Origin of the sequence: Paenisporosarcina sp. FSL H8-0542, from assembly GCF_038632915.1 — a bacterium.
Taxonomy (GTDB): domain Bacteria; phylum Bacillota; class Bacilli; order Bacillales_A; family Planococcaceae; genus Paenisporosarcina.
On the sequence record NZ_CP152050.1, the window covers coordinates 2,136,622 to 2,149,984 of the forward strand.

The following is a 13,363-nucleotide window of genomic DNA, read 5'->3' on the forward strand; positions in this document are numbered from 1 at the left end:
ACAAATCCTTCAAACAGGAATGCTGCCCCATTAGTTCAATAAGAAAAAAAGAGCTGACTTGTATGCAGTTGTTTACTGCGGAAAAAATGCTTATTCACATTCTTTAGCGGTCTATTATTTTGAAATAACGATATATTTTGTTTAATTTCTCGTCATGCTTTCCCTTCGGATTTTCCATATTCCCAAATTCAAAAAACTTCACTCTTTTTATCCCAACATAATTAAATAAGGCCTTCTTCATTAATACTTTGTGCGCATTATTCAACCAGAACAAAGGATAATGCGTTGGCCCCTTCATCGTTGAAATACAAACAACAGACTTCCCCTTCAAAAGTCCTTCTGGCAGAAGTCCGCCCTTGTCTTTGTAGGCAAATTCTGAAGCAAACATTTGGTCTATATACCCCAAAAGCATAGCTGGAGGCCGTCCCCACCAGATCGGATATATGAAAACTATTTTATCGGCCCAAATAATTTGTTCTCTATACTTTTCAAGTTGGGGATCGGAGTGCATATCCCTTCTGCGTATTTTCTCATTGAAAACTAGGATCGGATTAAACTCCTCCTCATATAAATCCAGCACCTTTATCTCCGCTTTATTGGGGTTTTCACTGCTTCCTTGGATGACCTTTTGAAAAAATGCATAACTAAGGCTCTGATGATTTGGATGCGTATATATAACAAGCGTTTTCATTGTGCCACCTCTTTACTTATCATTTGATAAACAAATCGTAACACACTCTTTTTTAGTTATCAAATGATAATTGTATTAAAACAACTATTTTGTTATATTGTCAGTAAGAGGTGATCCTTTTGGACAAAAAAGCTTTATTTCATAAATTTGTGGCCTTTACTACTTCTGTACATCAAGTGACGCATGAAATTACAAAAGATATTAAATCCGATTCTATTACCCCCGTTCAACATAGTATTCTTGAATATATAGCGGTAAGTCAGCCCGTGACCATTAGTCAAATTAGTGATTGTCAGAATATGTCCATGCCTAACACGAGCCGTGAACTGAAAAAACTAAGCGAAAAAAATCTATGCGAAAAATTTGCCGTTGCTGAGGATCGACGAAAGCAATATATCCGTCTTTCCAAAGAAGGCGAAGTCATGATGAACGAAGCCTTTAAACATATAGAAGCCCGTTTCCTGCAACGGATAAAGGAGGCGTCCGATGAAGATTTGGAAGAAATTAATCGGTCGCTGGATGTGCTTCACTCAAAAGTGTTTTATTCAAGTAAATCATTGTGAAGGTGAAAGGCCAATCGTGCTGCACCTCCAAATAAACGACGACAAGCTCTTTCCCTAAATGGGAGGAGCTCGTCTTTTAACTTGCAAGAAAATCTCTATCCCGATACTTGAATAAGAGAAAGACTTTACTCCTTATTGAAGTAAGCGCCAGTTTATGGAATGTTTTATGTGATTTTTCTTAAAGAAAAGCGCCCATTGATCGATCCCGTTTCCAAACTTATACGTCGATTGGCTTGTGCTACCCCTAGAACAGAAAAAGGCAAATCATAAGATTTAACCTTTTCCCTATTTGGAATTTCTATTTATCAAATAACTTAAACCTACTTAGTCCATTGCTATTAATACTTATAAAAAGCAAAAGACGGTTTAACCTTTTTAGAGGTTAAATCGTCTTTTTTTTATAAAATCGCCCCGAAGTTTTTTAAAAATAAGAAGTCATTCCAATTATCGAAACCACTTCTAGAGCAGCGGCGGTTCCGCAAAGGGCAACGATTTCTTCTCGTATTTATTTATTTTTGAGCCCCATCATACTTAAATTCCCACTTTAAAGTCATTGGTTCATAGAACTTTTCAACATCTTCAGCGTGACGAGATAAATCAGGTTCGCTGATTTGAAAAGTTAATTCATAATTTCCAGGTTCAGGTAATAAAACATTAGACGCATAATGTGGGTCTCCTGCTACCATTTGATACAATTGCCCTTGATCTACATCTTCATTTGTATCAAGATTATGTATCTTATAGCCAATTGTTAGATATGGAATCCATTCACCTTCATGAAATCCAAAAGAATTGTCTTTTGCTGCATGAATGTCGGCTTCTAAGTGAACGTTTCCTTCTTTTCCTCCACGCTCAACAGGAGCTACTTCAACTGAATGGGGCAAATAAACAGCATTAATCTCCATTCCATTTTTAATTACCTGACCAATCATTACATCTTCTCCAGCTTGACCTTCATGTTCAGAACCGTGTTCTTTCTGATTAGTGCAATCCGATAATACTAGAATTACTAATGATGCCAAAAATAAGATTAAGTATCTTTTCACAAGCTATCCCTCCCCATATCGATTTTATTTATCATTTCTAAACTTTGTTTGAACTGCTCATTTTAATTCCAGAGTTTTTTCAGCGGAACTCGGAATTTTGTATCTCTAAGTCTGTTAATAGTTAAGGAAAATAAATGATCTATTTTGAAGTATTGATCCAAGCTTAAACTATAAATCTGTCTTTCTCTTAGTAACAAGCAAAATGCGCTTGTATAAAGGGTAAGGCTCATTACATTGATATTACCTGAGAGAAGAAAATTTATATGCATAAAGAGACAAGTCAGAATCGATGGAAGTATCATAAATCCTGCGATGAGGAACAAACCAAGCATCATTTGAACGATGGGAATGGAATAATTTAAACCCATCACGTGCTTTAAAGCTACCTCTTCAATAAGAAATTTATAAAAATCTGGTACATTAGGTTTATCTAATGCTGTCACCAGATAATCACTAAGAAATACTCCGGGTTGAGCAAACCACGAATGCCCTGTGGAACCTCCTTTTCCCAAAATCTTCGTAACTCCCGCTAAAAGCCAACCTAACCCAAATAGAATACGCATTAAAACGACTAAAGATTGAAACACTTTTTTTCCAAGTTTGTTTTGATCTGTAGTATGGAATATATCTTTAGAAACTACTTCATTTTGCATCATAAAGTCCTCCTGAATATTTTTAGAACGAAGTAGAATCAGTACTGATAATCATAAGAAAAGTTCATCGACAATCCAAAACTATTTTTTGTAAAACAACCGATTAACAAACCTATACCTACCAATAGTTTCCCCAAGTTTCTAAAAAGTTAAATGTGTGATAACGAATAGCTAAATTTTTCAGAAATATCACCCGCGAGCCATGAAACACGTTTATTCGAGTTACACATGTAACACAGCTTCGATACCATGTTTTCCTCCTATTTTTCAAAGTAAAAAGCACAAAAGATATCATAACACAATTGATAATGATTTTCATTGTCAATTACATCCATGCAGTATCATAGCTTCGCTTGTCGAGATCTACTTCCCAACCAGCCTCAAACATGCTTCTTCACGGATCATCGTCCCACGCACCCGTAGGTCCTATCCTTGGCTACTGATATCTTAAATCCAATAAAAATAAGGTCAACCAGTAAAAACTGGTTGACCTTATAATACGAAAGCATTCGTTAGTTTAAGTGCAATCTATCACAATCTTATATTCTGACCATTTGATGACAAAAATCCTGCCTAAATGACGCTCTAGTCTTTAACTCAAGCACTCTTAATTTGCAGTTGATAGACCTCACTTAGTTATTAATGATCTCAATTATTTTTTGTTGAGCATCTTTAGCTTCAGGGATTGGCATTACAACAAACGCATGGTTCATTTTTGGATAAACAAATGTAATGTTCTCAATTCCTTGCTCAGTTAGTTTTTCATCAAGTTTTATAGCATCTGGATATAAACCTTCGTGTGTTCCAATAAAGTGAGTGATTTTCCCAAGTCCTTTAAAGTTACCGTAGATTGGACTAATTAATGGGTCATCTATGTTCTTATCAGCTGCCCAAATCTTTGTAATCACTTCCATTCCTCCAATAGCCAACATTGGGTCCTTTTTTTCATATTCAGGTATAAGAGGGTTATCAAGTCCCATATCAACACATGCAGATAGCAAAATGATATCTTTTGGTTGAGGTATATTATTCGTCTTTAAAAGATGTGCCAAACCAAGTGATATATTTCCGCCTGCCGAATCCCCCATGATGGTCAATTGTTTAGGACTTTCAACGGTTCCAAGGATTTCTTTATATAGGTTTAAGAGTTTTGGGTAGGTGTGCTGATAATTAAAATTAGGTACTTTAGGATAAATAGGAGCAATAATTTTTGCATTTAATGATTGAGCCATTTTATCCATGAACCTCCAGTGAAAAATTAAAGGTTGATTAGTCCAGGCCCCTCCATGTATATAAAGAATTACTTTTTGTTCCATAGATTTTTGGTCATTTAATGTGAAAACCTTTATGTCCTCAATTACTTGCTCCTTAATATCACTGGAAAATTTAGCATTCCCTATAACATATGGCTTAATATTTTCAGTTCCCCTTTGTTTTACGAACTGCGAGGTGTTTTCAATAGTGGAAAAACCCTTTTTTGTATTTCGCAAAGTTAGATATTTTTCAAAAAGATAACTTTGTATAGAACGTTTTTTGCTGTAAATTTGTAAACTCATTTTTATATCCCCTTTCACAAACCCCTTTTTTATTTATCATTCTGTTCAGTTTATGAAATAACGTTAATAGTTATTTTTCTCTTCATCAGAAGTTTTCAAGAATTTGAAAGCATGTTTTGAATAGAACGTAGGATTCTAATCTTCTTTTCAAGTTGTTATTCACAACACCCTGTTAAACACCAATTCTATTTTTAATTTACATATATTAACTTATTCAATACCATTTCAAAATACTCCTTCTTGAAGTAAACCCGTTACTTGAACACGAGAAAAACTAACCCTCATTGCTAATGGATAATAAATTCCCCAGATATTTAAATAACAATTAAGACAATTATCCAACTGAATACGGTAATACCTAATAAAAGATTTCTGATTTTACTTCGTGTTTCTTTAGTACAACTATTTAAGTATCGACGAGTTCCTAATCCAATCGACCAAGCAACTATAAGGATTAAAGACAAAATAATTATAAATTTTGCATTAGGGAATGTATCGTTTAATACAGCTACAACTAAACCATTCAAACCAAAATATAAAAGTAAAATAATTGCTAAACCATAACCACATAAAAACCACGTACTATTTTTATTCATCTTTTCCCTCCTATTAACTACAATAAAACTCCATTTCTTTGTTCAACTATACTGCCCCTTTAGTTGAATAAGAAAAAAGAGCTGACTAGGCAGCTCTCTGATCTTTACCACATGCACACGTTAAATAAAAGTAAATAGCTATTAGCAATTAATACTTATACTCTGTCGTGCTAAAATTATAACTAACATAGGTTCCGCCAATAAAATCGTGAATTGACCTTTTGTCTTCTCTAAAAATAATCATAAAGATACTCACCACCGCTGATAATCCAAAATTGACAAAACCCATTAGACCACGTCCAATTACTTCTCTTATAACCATATTTGAAAGTTTGACATTATCACCATCTAATCGTTTTACTTTAATTTTGCACATTCGCTTACCCAAAGAATAACCAATCCATAAGACTGGTAAGATAGTTAAATACAATGTATAAAACAATTGAAAAGATAAACCAGACGTCCAATTAACATTGTAATCACCTTTTAGGATCATCAAAACAACACCTCCAAGAATGACAATAATGCTAAATTCCACTATAAAGGCAAATGCTCTCACTATTAGACCAGCAGGGTTTTTCGTCTCCACTCTATTTCCTCCAATCCAATGAAATGTGATTCAATATTTCAATCTCATCTCCTAGCACTATCGTGGAACCTTGACTGTGATTTGAGCTTGTTGATTCAACGTCATATGTGGCAGTACAAATGTTTTCAAAATAATGTCACCATTACCTTTTGTATCATTAAAGTATAATTTATATTTATTCTTACCAATCGCTTTAGGATAACCTCCATCTGCTATTAAATCATTCCCGTCTGTGTCTTCCACACTTAATTGATTCATTTCAAAATTCGATCCAAATGGGAATGAACTTATTGATTCAAAGTAAAGTGCATACTTACCATTTTCTTCTTCGACTTTTGTCACCACAATGTCGCCCATTTCACCTTGTGAAATTGTTAAAGGTAATTGATTTTCTTCTAAAGTAGCTGTAATCTCCTTCCTTTCTATAACTAACGGCATAAAGAATGGACTAATTGTAAGACCAGTTACTTCCTCACTAAGTGGTTCGAATACATATTCGTAAAGCATACTCTCATCATCTCCCGAACCAGACGCATTAATCATCGGTATAAGTGTTCCTTCTTGGTCTAATAAGTGTAGCTGAAGTACCTGATGTTCATTCATGATTTCTTCAACTGTCCCTTTATATAAAATGTGCAGACTTACAGCTGAATTTGTACTCTCAAATTTTTTCACTTCATAGGAAATGCCATCTAATTCAGCCGTTTGACCTGTGGTTAAATTAATACTATTATTATTTGTTTTTATTACATGTGTTTCAAAATGCCAATCACCTTCTGTCTTACCAATTTGATGTATGGCAACGGATAAGTCAAACTCATTCGGTAAAGGCTTTGTTGGATGAACTTGAATGAGTCCGGAATATTGCCCGTTTGGTAGATACTCCCCCGTCATATTTTCCGAAAAGTTAATTACTTCCCCGTTTACTTCAATATGAAGTGGATAAATTTCTTCTGCCTTATCTTGAACGAATGAAAATGCAAGGCGTGAACCATCATATAAAACATCCTGAATCGTTAATGAAACCCCATTACTCGTTAATGTTTCATTTAGTGACATTGCATTTTCATCATTGATTGCAACTTGCAAACCTTTATCACCAACTGATGTAAAAATTGAATCGAGTATTGGTACTTTTGCAAGGACACTTGCCATCGTTGGTGAAATAAATCCTGAGCCAATGATTAAACCAAATGCGGCAGCACTTGAAAGCAGTAGCATCATTACTTTTTTAGGCGCAACTTTTTTTTGGCTAGCTCTTAGCCCTTCTTCAATCGCTGCATCTAACTTTTGAAAAGGTACTTGAATTGAATCAATTGATTTTTTAATATCCTTGTTCATTCACTTGTCCCCCTTGATAAAACTGTTTTAACTTTTGAATTGCTCTGTGTAAATTCGACTTCACTGTGCCTTCTGGACAGTTTAAGTAATCTGCTATTTGTTGAACTGGTAAATCCCTATAATATCGAAGAATAATGACCGTTTTATATTTTTCTTCTAGCTGTTCGATTGCTTGTAATAAATCCATTTTTTCTTCAATCCGCATATCGGGAGACTGTTTTTCCACCATTTCCTCTTTGAGTAGGATGATTTTCGATTTTTTTCGCAAAACATCGAGTGCTGTATTGATAAGAATCTTCGTAAGCCATGTATTGAAATACTTTTCTTCTTTTACAGTACTCATATTTACAAAGGCTTTCGTGATTGTTTCTTGAACAATATCTAAAGCATCATTTTCGTTCTTTACATATAAATAAGCCATCTTGTAAAGCTTTTCTTTATCGATTTCAATTAAATGAAGAAATGCTTTTTTGTCGCCTTGCTGAGCCTTTTTAAATAGACTTTGATTAAACACAAAGTACCCTCCATTTCCTTTACAATTGTTAGATGAATGAAACTCCCCTTTCGTTTCAAATTTTCAACGTTTTTTTGTAGCCATACAGAAAACGCTTCTACTGCTCGCAGAAACGTGGATAGAATTATGATTAATTTAACGCCTATTCAGCTAACCTGCCCCGTTAGTTCAATAAGAAAAAAAGCTTCACTCCTTAATGGAGTAAAGCACCCGTTGGTTCAACAACTTATCGTTTGTAACTCTATTCTAAGCACCAGTTCTCGACGCTTTATTTTTTTTTATTCTCCAAAAAAGTGAAAAAATAAGGAGAAGAAATCCTACAACAACTCCTATAATTTGGTCTAATAAAAGTTCTTCAGTTCTAAAGTAACGAAGAATAAAAGTTCCACCAAATATTAAAAGAATCATACAAGCCAATTGAATAAGATATGTGTTAATTTTCATCAGCTACCTCCTAACCCTCAATAAGTTAACATAAAACCAGAAACAGTAGCCTCAAAGGATGGCTGCTGTTTTTCAACATAAGCACCCGTTACTTCGTATATTACTTTGAACGAAAGAATCCGGATCAAATGGGTTAAACTTTTTGTTTTTTTCTTTTATCCAATAAATAGAAGGCTATCGCTGCTATGAATAAACCCGTACTTAGCCATAAAGCTATTCCATTCCAATTTCCATTAAAAAGGGTGATATTGGTAAGCGTGATGAGATGCATTAAAACAATTAGAATTAATAAACCAGTTGACGTTTTCAGATTACCACTCCATTCTGTGTACTTATTCATTTCTTACTTAGACTTTTAATTCCAACATCGAGATAAAAAAAGTAAAAACTCATTTTTTAAGCTACAAAGTAATGGTTTTTATTAGTTGATTTAAATTACTTCAGTTAAAAAGTTCAGCAAATTTATATACTCAAAACATAGCATAAGCATAACATTAAAAATCCCTTAGTTGGATATATTTAGAATATTTTTTGAACTAACCTGGTCCGTTAGTTCGGTTGTCGAATCGGAGAAATCATTTCGTTAGAAAGGAACCATATTAATTGGTCCAATCGATCTGCTTAAACGCTATATGGAGAGTCGCACAGAAAATGCCCCGGCCATCTTCGTCACAGTAAGACATCCCCATAAAATGAATGTCGCCCAAATGAGATACATCATCAAGAAGATTACATATCGTCCTGGAAAAGAGATCCATCCCCATCTACTTAGAAACAGCTATGCTACTCATTTGTTGAATATTGGAACACCCATTGAAGTCGTTCAAAGTCTTCTGGGACACGAGAAGAGCGCCCCCCTCTGATTTACGCTCAACTAAGCGAAAGACTAAGGAAAGAGTATTTTCAGAAGTACTTTTAAATGTAAAAAGGGCAACGTCATAATTGACATTGCCCAAATTGACTAAAGCGCGCTTTAGTTGAAGAAGGAATATTAGCATGCTCTAGTTACATAGGTTAATTTTAGCAATAGTAATAAAAAATTGAACGATTTAACTTCTTAAAACAGCTTTAATCGAATATTTAAATATCGAATTACATTGGGGAGTGAAACATGGGGGCTATTAATGGAAAAGATTATATTTACCGATTAAACCAGCTTAACAATGAGATTTGGTACGACGGTGAAAAAATTGAGGGGTTGCTCTCGGAACACCCTGCATTCAAAGGACTTATTCAGTCAAAAGCGGCTCTTTATGATTTGCAACATGACCCAAAAATAAAAGATGAGATGACTTTTATTTCCCCAGTCTCAGGTGAACGTATTGGACTTTCCTTTTTGCAACCAAAAACGAAAGAGGACTTAATAAGAAGAAGAAAGATGATTGAACATTGGGCTAGGTATTCAGGTGGTGTCATGGGAAGAAGCCCAGATTATTTGAACACAGTTTTAATGAGCTTTGCCTCTTCGGTATCCTTTTTAAAAAATAAAGACAAATGTTTTCCGAATAATCTGCAAGCGTTTTATGAATTGGCTAGAGAAAATGACCTGTCGTTTACACATACCTTTGTTTCACCACAAGTGAATCGTTCTGAAATCTACTTTGAAGATACCGATGAGCCACCAATCGCCGCAAAAGTTATTGATACAAATGAAGAAGGAATCATCATTAAAGGAGCCCGTCTTCTTGCTACGCAAGGTGGTTTAACTGATGAGTTATTAGTATTTAGCGTTGGTAAATTTCTATTTAATGAAGATGAAGCTTTTGCTTTTTCGATCCCTTCTAACACGAAAGGAATAAAGTTTATTTGTAGGGATTCATTCATCGGAGGACAATCTTCTTTTAATTATCCATTAAGCTCGCGATTCGAAGAAATGGATTCTATCGTTGTCTTTGACAATGTATTGGTACCTTGGAATAGGGTATTTTATTACAACAATGCGGAAGTAGCCGAAGAATTCCCAATTCAAAGCTCTTTCAATCCCTTTACTAAGCACCAAGTTTTGAATAGACAAATTGTAAAAATAGAGTTCGTCTTAGGTATTGCTGAGCTTCTTATCGAAACGATTAATATTAACGGGTATCAACATATTCAAGAAAAGATGTCAGAAATCATCATTGGTCTAGAAACGATGAAAGCCTTGTTAGAAAAATCGGAGAATAACGCAAAATTAGATGAATGGGGATATATGCGTCCAGATATTTTCCCGCTTCAAGTTGCTGGTAACATTTTCCCGAAAATTTATCCTCGTTTCACTGAAATTATCCAGTTAATCGGAGCTAGTGGAATGATTACATTGCCAACTGAAAAAGCATTTCATTCTATTATTAGAAATGACTTAGATATTTATCTTCAAGGAGCAAATAAGACCGCAGAGGAACGTGTAAAAATATTTCGTTTAGCTTGGGATCTAACAATGAGTTCATTCGGAACTAGACAAACCCAATATGAGCGATACTTTTTTGGTGACCCAATTCGATTATCAAGCGATTTATATAAGAAATATCCAAAAAATGAATATGTAGAGGTAATTAATAATTTCTTAAATCTAAAATAAGAAGAATAACAGAAGTTCAATTATTGTCTTAAATAAAGGTTTGAATATTCCTTTTAGGATCAAAATAGAACGCTCAATCTTTTTATACATTGAGCGTTCTTTTATTTTTACTAGGATTCCATGCACTTTTAACAATATTTCATCAAAAAAGAACAAATTTAAGGAGACCCAGTAAAACACTTTATTAAAATTTAATTTTCATCGGAGTTTAATAAGAAAATATTTTTAACTTTCATCAAAGAGTTTTTCTGTTCGCTCCATTATTTGGTTGTTTGTTTTATAGTAAAAATCATTAATTTTAGATGTGGTAAAAAAGATCTTCACATCATTTTCTTCAAAAAGTTTTACTGAATATTTATAACCAACTCTGCCTTCTTGGTTTTCTTCAGGTTCAAAAGTAATTTCCTTGATACTATCTAACCAATCATCAATAATTTCTACATCTGTAATTGTTTTTAGTTTTCCACCACCGTGTCTAATTTCAATTTTTGTCACATGAGAAAGATTAGCAGGATAAATTTCTTGAAATGTCATTGGCTTAAGTTGGACTTCTGATTGACAACCAACTATAAAAAATAAGCAAAGAAATAAAGCAATAGATCTAAATTTGTTTAAATTCATATATTTCCCCCCTCATTAAATCCCGCATTTTCAACATAATTTGTACTCATTGTTCAGCTAACCTGCCCCGTTAGTTCAATAAGAAAAAAAGCTGCCTAAGCAGCCCGATGTTTTTTACTAAAGCACCCGTTTGTTTAAGTAGAATGCTTCTTTTAGTTATCCAAATTCTTTTTCATCAGTGTAAAAACTACTGGATGTCCAAAAAATTCGCCTTTATTTTCTTTTATTACCTGGAATCCTTCATTTTCATAAAAAGAAATATTGGAGTTCCCTTTATACACTGTTAACGATAAAGAAGTTGGTTCCTTGTATTTTGCAATTCCACTTAGCAATAGTTGTTTTCCAATCCGTTTTCCTTGGTGATTAGGGTGTACATACAAGGACTCTAAGAACACGTCTTTTTCAGATAAATTTCCTGAGAAAAAAGCATATCCCATAATCTCTTCATTATTTTCAGCTACCAAGTTTAGAGAGGATTTAAACCGATTATTCATCTCCACATTAGAGTAAGCATCCTGTAAAACTTTATCTTGTATTTCATATGGAATAAACCTACTATATGTATCCCTCCAAGTTGCAACTGCAATAGCCCTGACTCGTTCAATATCTGATATGTTCATTTCTCTTATTATCATATTGCATCCCCTAATTTAGTTTTATTGAATCCACCTAAATTATGTAATTCTTCGTTCTTTAGTAAAAACCCTTCTCCAACTAAACTGACCCGTTAGTTAAACAAGAAATGCATTACTCATATTGAAGTAAAGCACCATTAGTTCCACAAAATGATTTTAAGGTAAAATAAGGTAAAATATAATGGGAAGCATGTTTATCGTTTAAAAAACCTAGTGAGTAAGGAGTGTTTTGTTATGAAAGAAAAGATTATATTCATTTTCGTCTTTCTATTTTCCATAATGTTATTGGGAGGATGTAACGAAGATGAAACTTCAATGTCACCTTTACCATTAACAGAAATTATCGCTGAAGAACCTTTAATTATCGGCTATATCGTCGAGGTTAATGAAGAAAAACAAGTAATTGCGATTGTCGAAAACATAACAAAACAAGTAGCCATAGACTGGAAAGACAGTCAAAGCCTTGATGTATACTGGTTATTTTCAAACGGAACAAAGTTTGATGGAAAATTGGTAAAAGGTAACAAGATAGCTGTATGGAAGACTGGAGATGGACCAGAGAAAACTGGAGAAATTGCTGAACGTATCATACTCTTAGAAAAATAAGAAATGTAAAAAAATAGACATTAGACAATAAAACCATCCATTCCATTTTCAAACTGGGTTGTGTGTGGCATACACAACCTGTTGACATAACCCCCGGATTAGGAAGTCTTCGACTTTATTACTCAATAAGAAAAAGCTGCCATGTAAAAGGCAGTATCAGTAAATTTCATTTAAGTAACTCACCCAAAATTATCGCCACTCCATTTTCATCATTGGTCTCTGTTATTTAAAAAATTGAAATAATTGGAATTAATCGATATAATCGTTTAATTGAATAAAATTGACACAAAGGGTGATAAAAATGAAGACATTAGAAAATAAGAGATTTATTGTTGAAAATAAATTAGGCTATACTCCAATGATTGGAAGATTATTATCCATGATGGATTATACACGTTCGACCACATTAAATGCAGTAGATGGTTTATCAGTAGAAGAACTGGATTATCGTATAAATGGCAAGGGAAATTCAATTGGTTGTCTTTTGTATCATATGGCATGTGTTGAAGAAGTCTATCAAATTTCGACATTTGAAGACCGTGATCCTACTAAAGAAGAACTTCAAAGGCTTAATGTAGGATTAAAACTTGGTGAAAAGGCACATAAAGAAATCAAGGATAAAGAAATTGAATTCTATCTTGAACAGTTAAGTAAAGTAAGAGAACGCACGCTAGATTTATTTAAGCAAATAGAGGACATCTGGTTGGATGAAGTTTCACCATTTGGTCCTGATCATGTAGCTAACAACTATTTCCGATGGTTTCATGTATTTGAAGATGAGCTAAATCATCGAGGTCAAATCCGTCTAATTCGCAACCATATGAATAGAGAACAGGAGAACTAATATTTAATATGAGTTTTCGACTGTATGCTAGTGTAATAATCTTATCGATGTATCCAGCCACTCCCTCGCTACACGTGAGTGTACACGGCATGCACAGTAGGTTTACA

General features: G+C 33.9%; 16 protein-coding genes. 5 read left to right on the forward strand and 11 right to left on the reverse strand.

Annotated elements, in window-relative coordinates; translation table 11 throughout:
• Positions 1-103: 103 nt before the first annotated feature.
• Positions 104-691 (reverse strand): NAD(P)H-dependent oxidoreductase, encoded by a 588-nt coding sequence (locus MHH33_RS11090; RefSeq protein WP_342541767.1) that lies wholly within the window; start codon positions 689-691, stop codon positions 104-106.
• A gap of 119 nt (positions 692-810) precedes the next feature.
• Between MHH33_RS11090 and MHH33_RS11095 the strand changes: the two genes are divergently transcribed.
• Complete coding sequence (locus MHH33_RS11095) at positions 811-1,254, forward strand: MarR family transcriptional regulator (protein WP_342541768.1); 444 nt, start codon at positions 811-813, stop codon at positions 1,252-1,254.
• A 509-nt stretch (positions 1,255-1,763) separates the two neighbouring features.
• On the opposite strand, the gene MHH33_RS11100 is transcribed toward MHH33_RS11095, so the two are convergent.
• The 8 genes from MHH33_RS11100 to MHH33_RS11135 form a co-directional block, all read right to left on the reverse strand.
• Positions 1,764-2,300, reverse strand: coding sequence for an iron transporter (locus MHH33_RS11100; RefSeq protein WP_342541770.1), 537 nt, complete (start codon positions 2,298-2,300; stop codon positions 1,764-1,766).
• Positions 2,301-2,362: 62 nt separating this feature from the next.
• A complete protein-coding gene (locus MHH33_RS11105; RefSeq protein WP_342541771.1) occupies positions 2,363-2,956 on the reverse strand; it encodes a hypothetical protein in 594 nt (197 codons plus the stop codon).
• A 629-nt stretch (positions 2,957-3,585) separates the two neighbouring features.
• Positions 3,586-4,509 (reverse strand): alpha/beta hydrolase, encoded by a 924-nt coding sequence (locus tag MHH33_RS11110; protein WP_342541772.1) that lies wholly within the window; start codon positions 4,507-4,509, stop codon positions 3,586-3,588.
• A gap of 314 nt (positions 4,510-4,823) precedes the next feature.
• The gene (locus tag MHH33_RS11115) at positions 4,824-5,105 is read right to left on the reverse strand and encodes a hypothetical protein (RefSeq protein ID WP_342541773.1); all 282 of its coding nucleotides are present in this window, start codon (positions 5,103-5,105) and stop codon (positions 4,824-4,826) included.
• Positions 5,106-5,253: 148 nt separating this feature from the next.
• Positions 5,254-5,694, reverse strand: a complete 441-nt coding sequence (locus MHH33_RS11120) for an RDD family protein (RefSeq protein ID WP_342541774.1) — start codon at positions 5,692-5,694, stop codon at positions 5,254-5,256.
• Positions 5,695-5,751: 57 nt separating this feature from the next.
• Positions 5,752-7,035 (reverse strand): DUF4179 domain-containing protein, encoded by a 1,284-nt coding sequence (locus MHH33_RS11125; RefSeq protein ID WP_342541775.1) that lies wholly within the window; start codon positions 7,033-7,035, stop codon positions 5,752-5,754.
• Positions 7,019-7,549 carry a sigma-70 family RNA polymerase sigma factor gene (locus MHH33_RS11130; protein WP_342541776.1) on the reverse strand — a complete coding sequence of 177 codons (531 nt, stop codon included), beginning with the start codon at positions 7,547-7,549 and terminating at the stop codon, positions 7,019-7,021. Before MHH33_RS11130 ends, MHH33_RS11125 begins: the two co-directional genes overlap by 17 nt.
• Positions 7,550-7,795: 246 nt before the next feature.
• On the reverse strand, positions 7,796-7,993 hold the full coding sequence (locus MHH33_RS11135; protein WP_016427544.1) for a hypothetical protein: 198 nt from the start codon (positions 7,991-7,993) through the stop codon (positions 7,796-7,798).
• Positions 7,994-8,625: 632 nt separating this feature from the next.
• Between MHH33_RS11135 and MHH33_RS11140 the strand changes: the two genes are divergently transcribed.
• Entirely contained in the window at positions 8,626-8,856 is a 231-nt protein-coding gene (locus tag MHH33_RS11140) for a tyrosine-type recombinase/integrase (RefSeq protein WP_342541777.1), read from the forward strand.
• A 248-nt stretch (positions 8,857-9,104) separates the two neighbouring features.
• Positions 9,105-10,550, forward strand: a complete 1,446-nt coding sequence (hpaB, locus tag MHH33_RS11145; protein WP_342541778.1) for a 4-hydroxyphenylacetate 3-monooxygenase, oxygenase component — start codon at positions 9,105-9,107, stop codon at positions 10,548-10,550.
• A 225-nt stretch (positions 10,551-10,775) separates the two neighbouring features.
• Here hpaB and MHH33_RS11150 read toward each other — a convergent pair whose 3' ends face one another.
• Both MHH33_RS11150 and MHH33_RS11155 read right to left on the reverse strand, forming a co-directional pair.
• On the reverse strand, positions 10,776-11,171 hold the full coding sequence (locus tag MHH33_RS11150) for a hypothetical protein (RefSeq protein ID WP_342541779.1): 396 nt from the start codon (positions 11,169-11,171) through the stop codon (positions 10,776-10,778).
• 152 nt (positions 11,172-11,323) lie between these two features.
• Positions 11,324-11,806, reverse strand: coding sequence for a GNAT family N-acetyltransferase (locus MHH33_RS11155; RefSeq protein ID WP_342541780.1), 483 nt, complete (start codon positions 11,804-11,806; stop codon positions 11,324-11,326).
• A 234-nt stretch (positions 11,807-12,040) separates the two neighbouring features.
• Between MHH33_RS11155 and MHH33_RS11160 the strand changes: the two genes are divergently transcribed.
• A complete protein-coding gene (locus MHH33_RS11160) occupies positions 12,041-12,412 on the forward strand; it encodes a hypothetical protein (RefSeq protein WP_342541781.1) in 372 nt (123 codons plus the stop codon).
• A gap of 358 nt (positions 12,413-12,770) precedes the next feature.
• Entirely contained in the window at positions 12,771-13,256 is a 486-nt protein-coding gene (locus MHH33_RS11165; protein WP_342543766.1) for a DinB family protein, read from the forward strand.
• Positions 13,257-13,363: the final 107 nt, after the last annotated feature.

Bases quoted from the DNA above. Each gene is read 5' to 3' on its own strand.
- MHH33_RS11090 (WP_342541767.1), bottom strand. From the start codon at position 691: ATGAAAACGCTTGTTATATATACGCATCCAAATCATCAGAGCCTTAGT.
- MHH33_RS11105 (WP_342541771.1), bottom strand. From the start codon at position 2,956: ATGATGCAAAATGAAGTAGTTTCTAAAGATATATTCCATACTACAGAT.
- MHH33_RS11110 (WP_342541772.1), bottom strand. From the start codon at position 4,509: ATGAGTTTACAAATTTACAGCAAAAAACGTTCTATACAAAGTTATCTT.
- MHH33_RS11115 (WP_342541773.1), bottom strand. From the start codon at position 5,105: ATGAATAAAAATAGTACGTGGTTTTTATGTGGTTATGGTTTAGCAATT.
- MHH33_RS11125 (WP_342541775.1), bottom strand. From the start codon at position 7,035: ATGAACAAGGATATTAAAAAATCAATTGATTCAATTCAAGTACCTTTT.
- MHH33_RS11135 (WP_016427544.1), bottom strand. From the start codon at position 7,993: ATGAAAATTAACACATATCTTATTCAATTGGCTTGTATGATTCTTTTA.
- MHH33_RS11140 (WP_342541777.1), top strand. From the start codon at position 8,626: ATGGAGAGTCGCACAGAAAATGCCCCGGCCATCTTCGTCACAGTAAGA.
- hpaB (WP_342541778.1), top strand. From the start codon at position 9,105: ATGGGGGCTATTAATGGAAAAGATTATATTTACCGATTAAACCAGCTT.
- MHH33_RS11150 (WP_342541779.1), bottom strand. From the start codon at position 11,171: ATGAATTTAAACAAATTTAGATCTATTGCTTTATTTCTTTGCTTATTT.
- MHH33_RS11155 (WP_342541780.1), bottom strand. From the start codon at position 11,806: ATGATAATAAGAGAAATGAACATATCAGATATTGAACGAGTCAGGGCT.
- MHH33_RS11160 (WP_342541781.1), top strand. From the start codon at position 12,041: ATGAAAGAAAAGATTATATTCATTTTCGTCTTTCTATTTTCCATAATG.
- MHH33_RS11165 (WP_342543766.1), top strand. From the start codon at position 12,771: ATGATTGGAAGATTATTATCCATGATGGATTATACACGTTCGACCACA.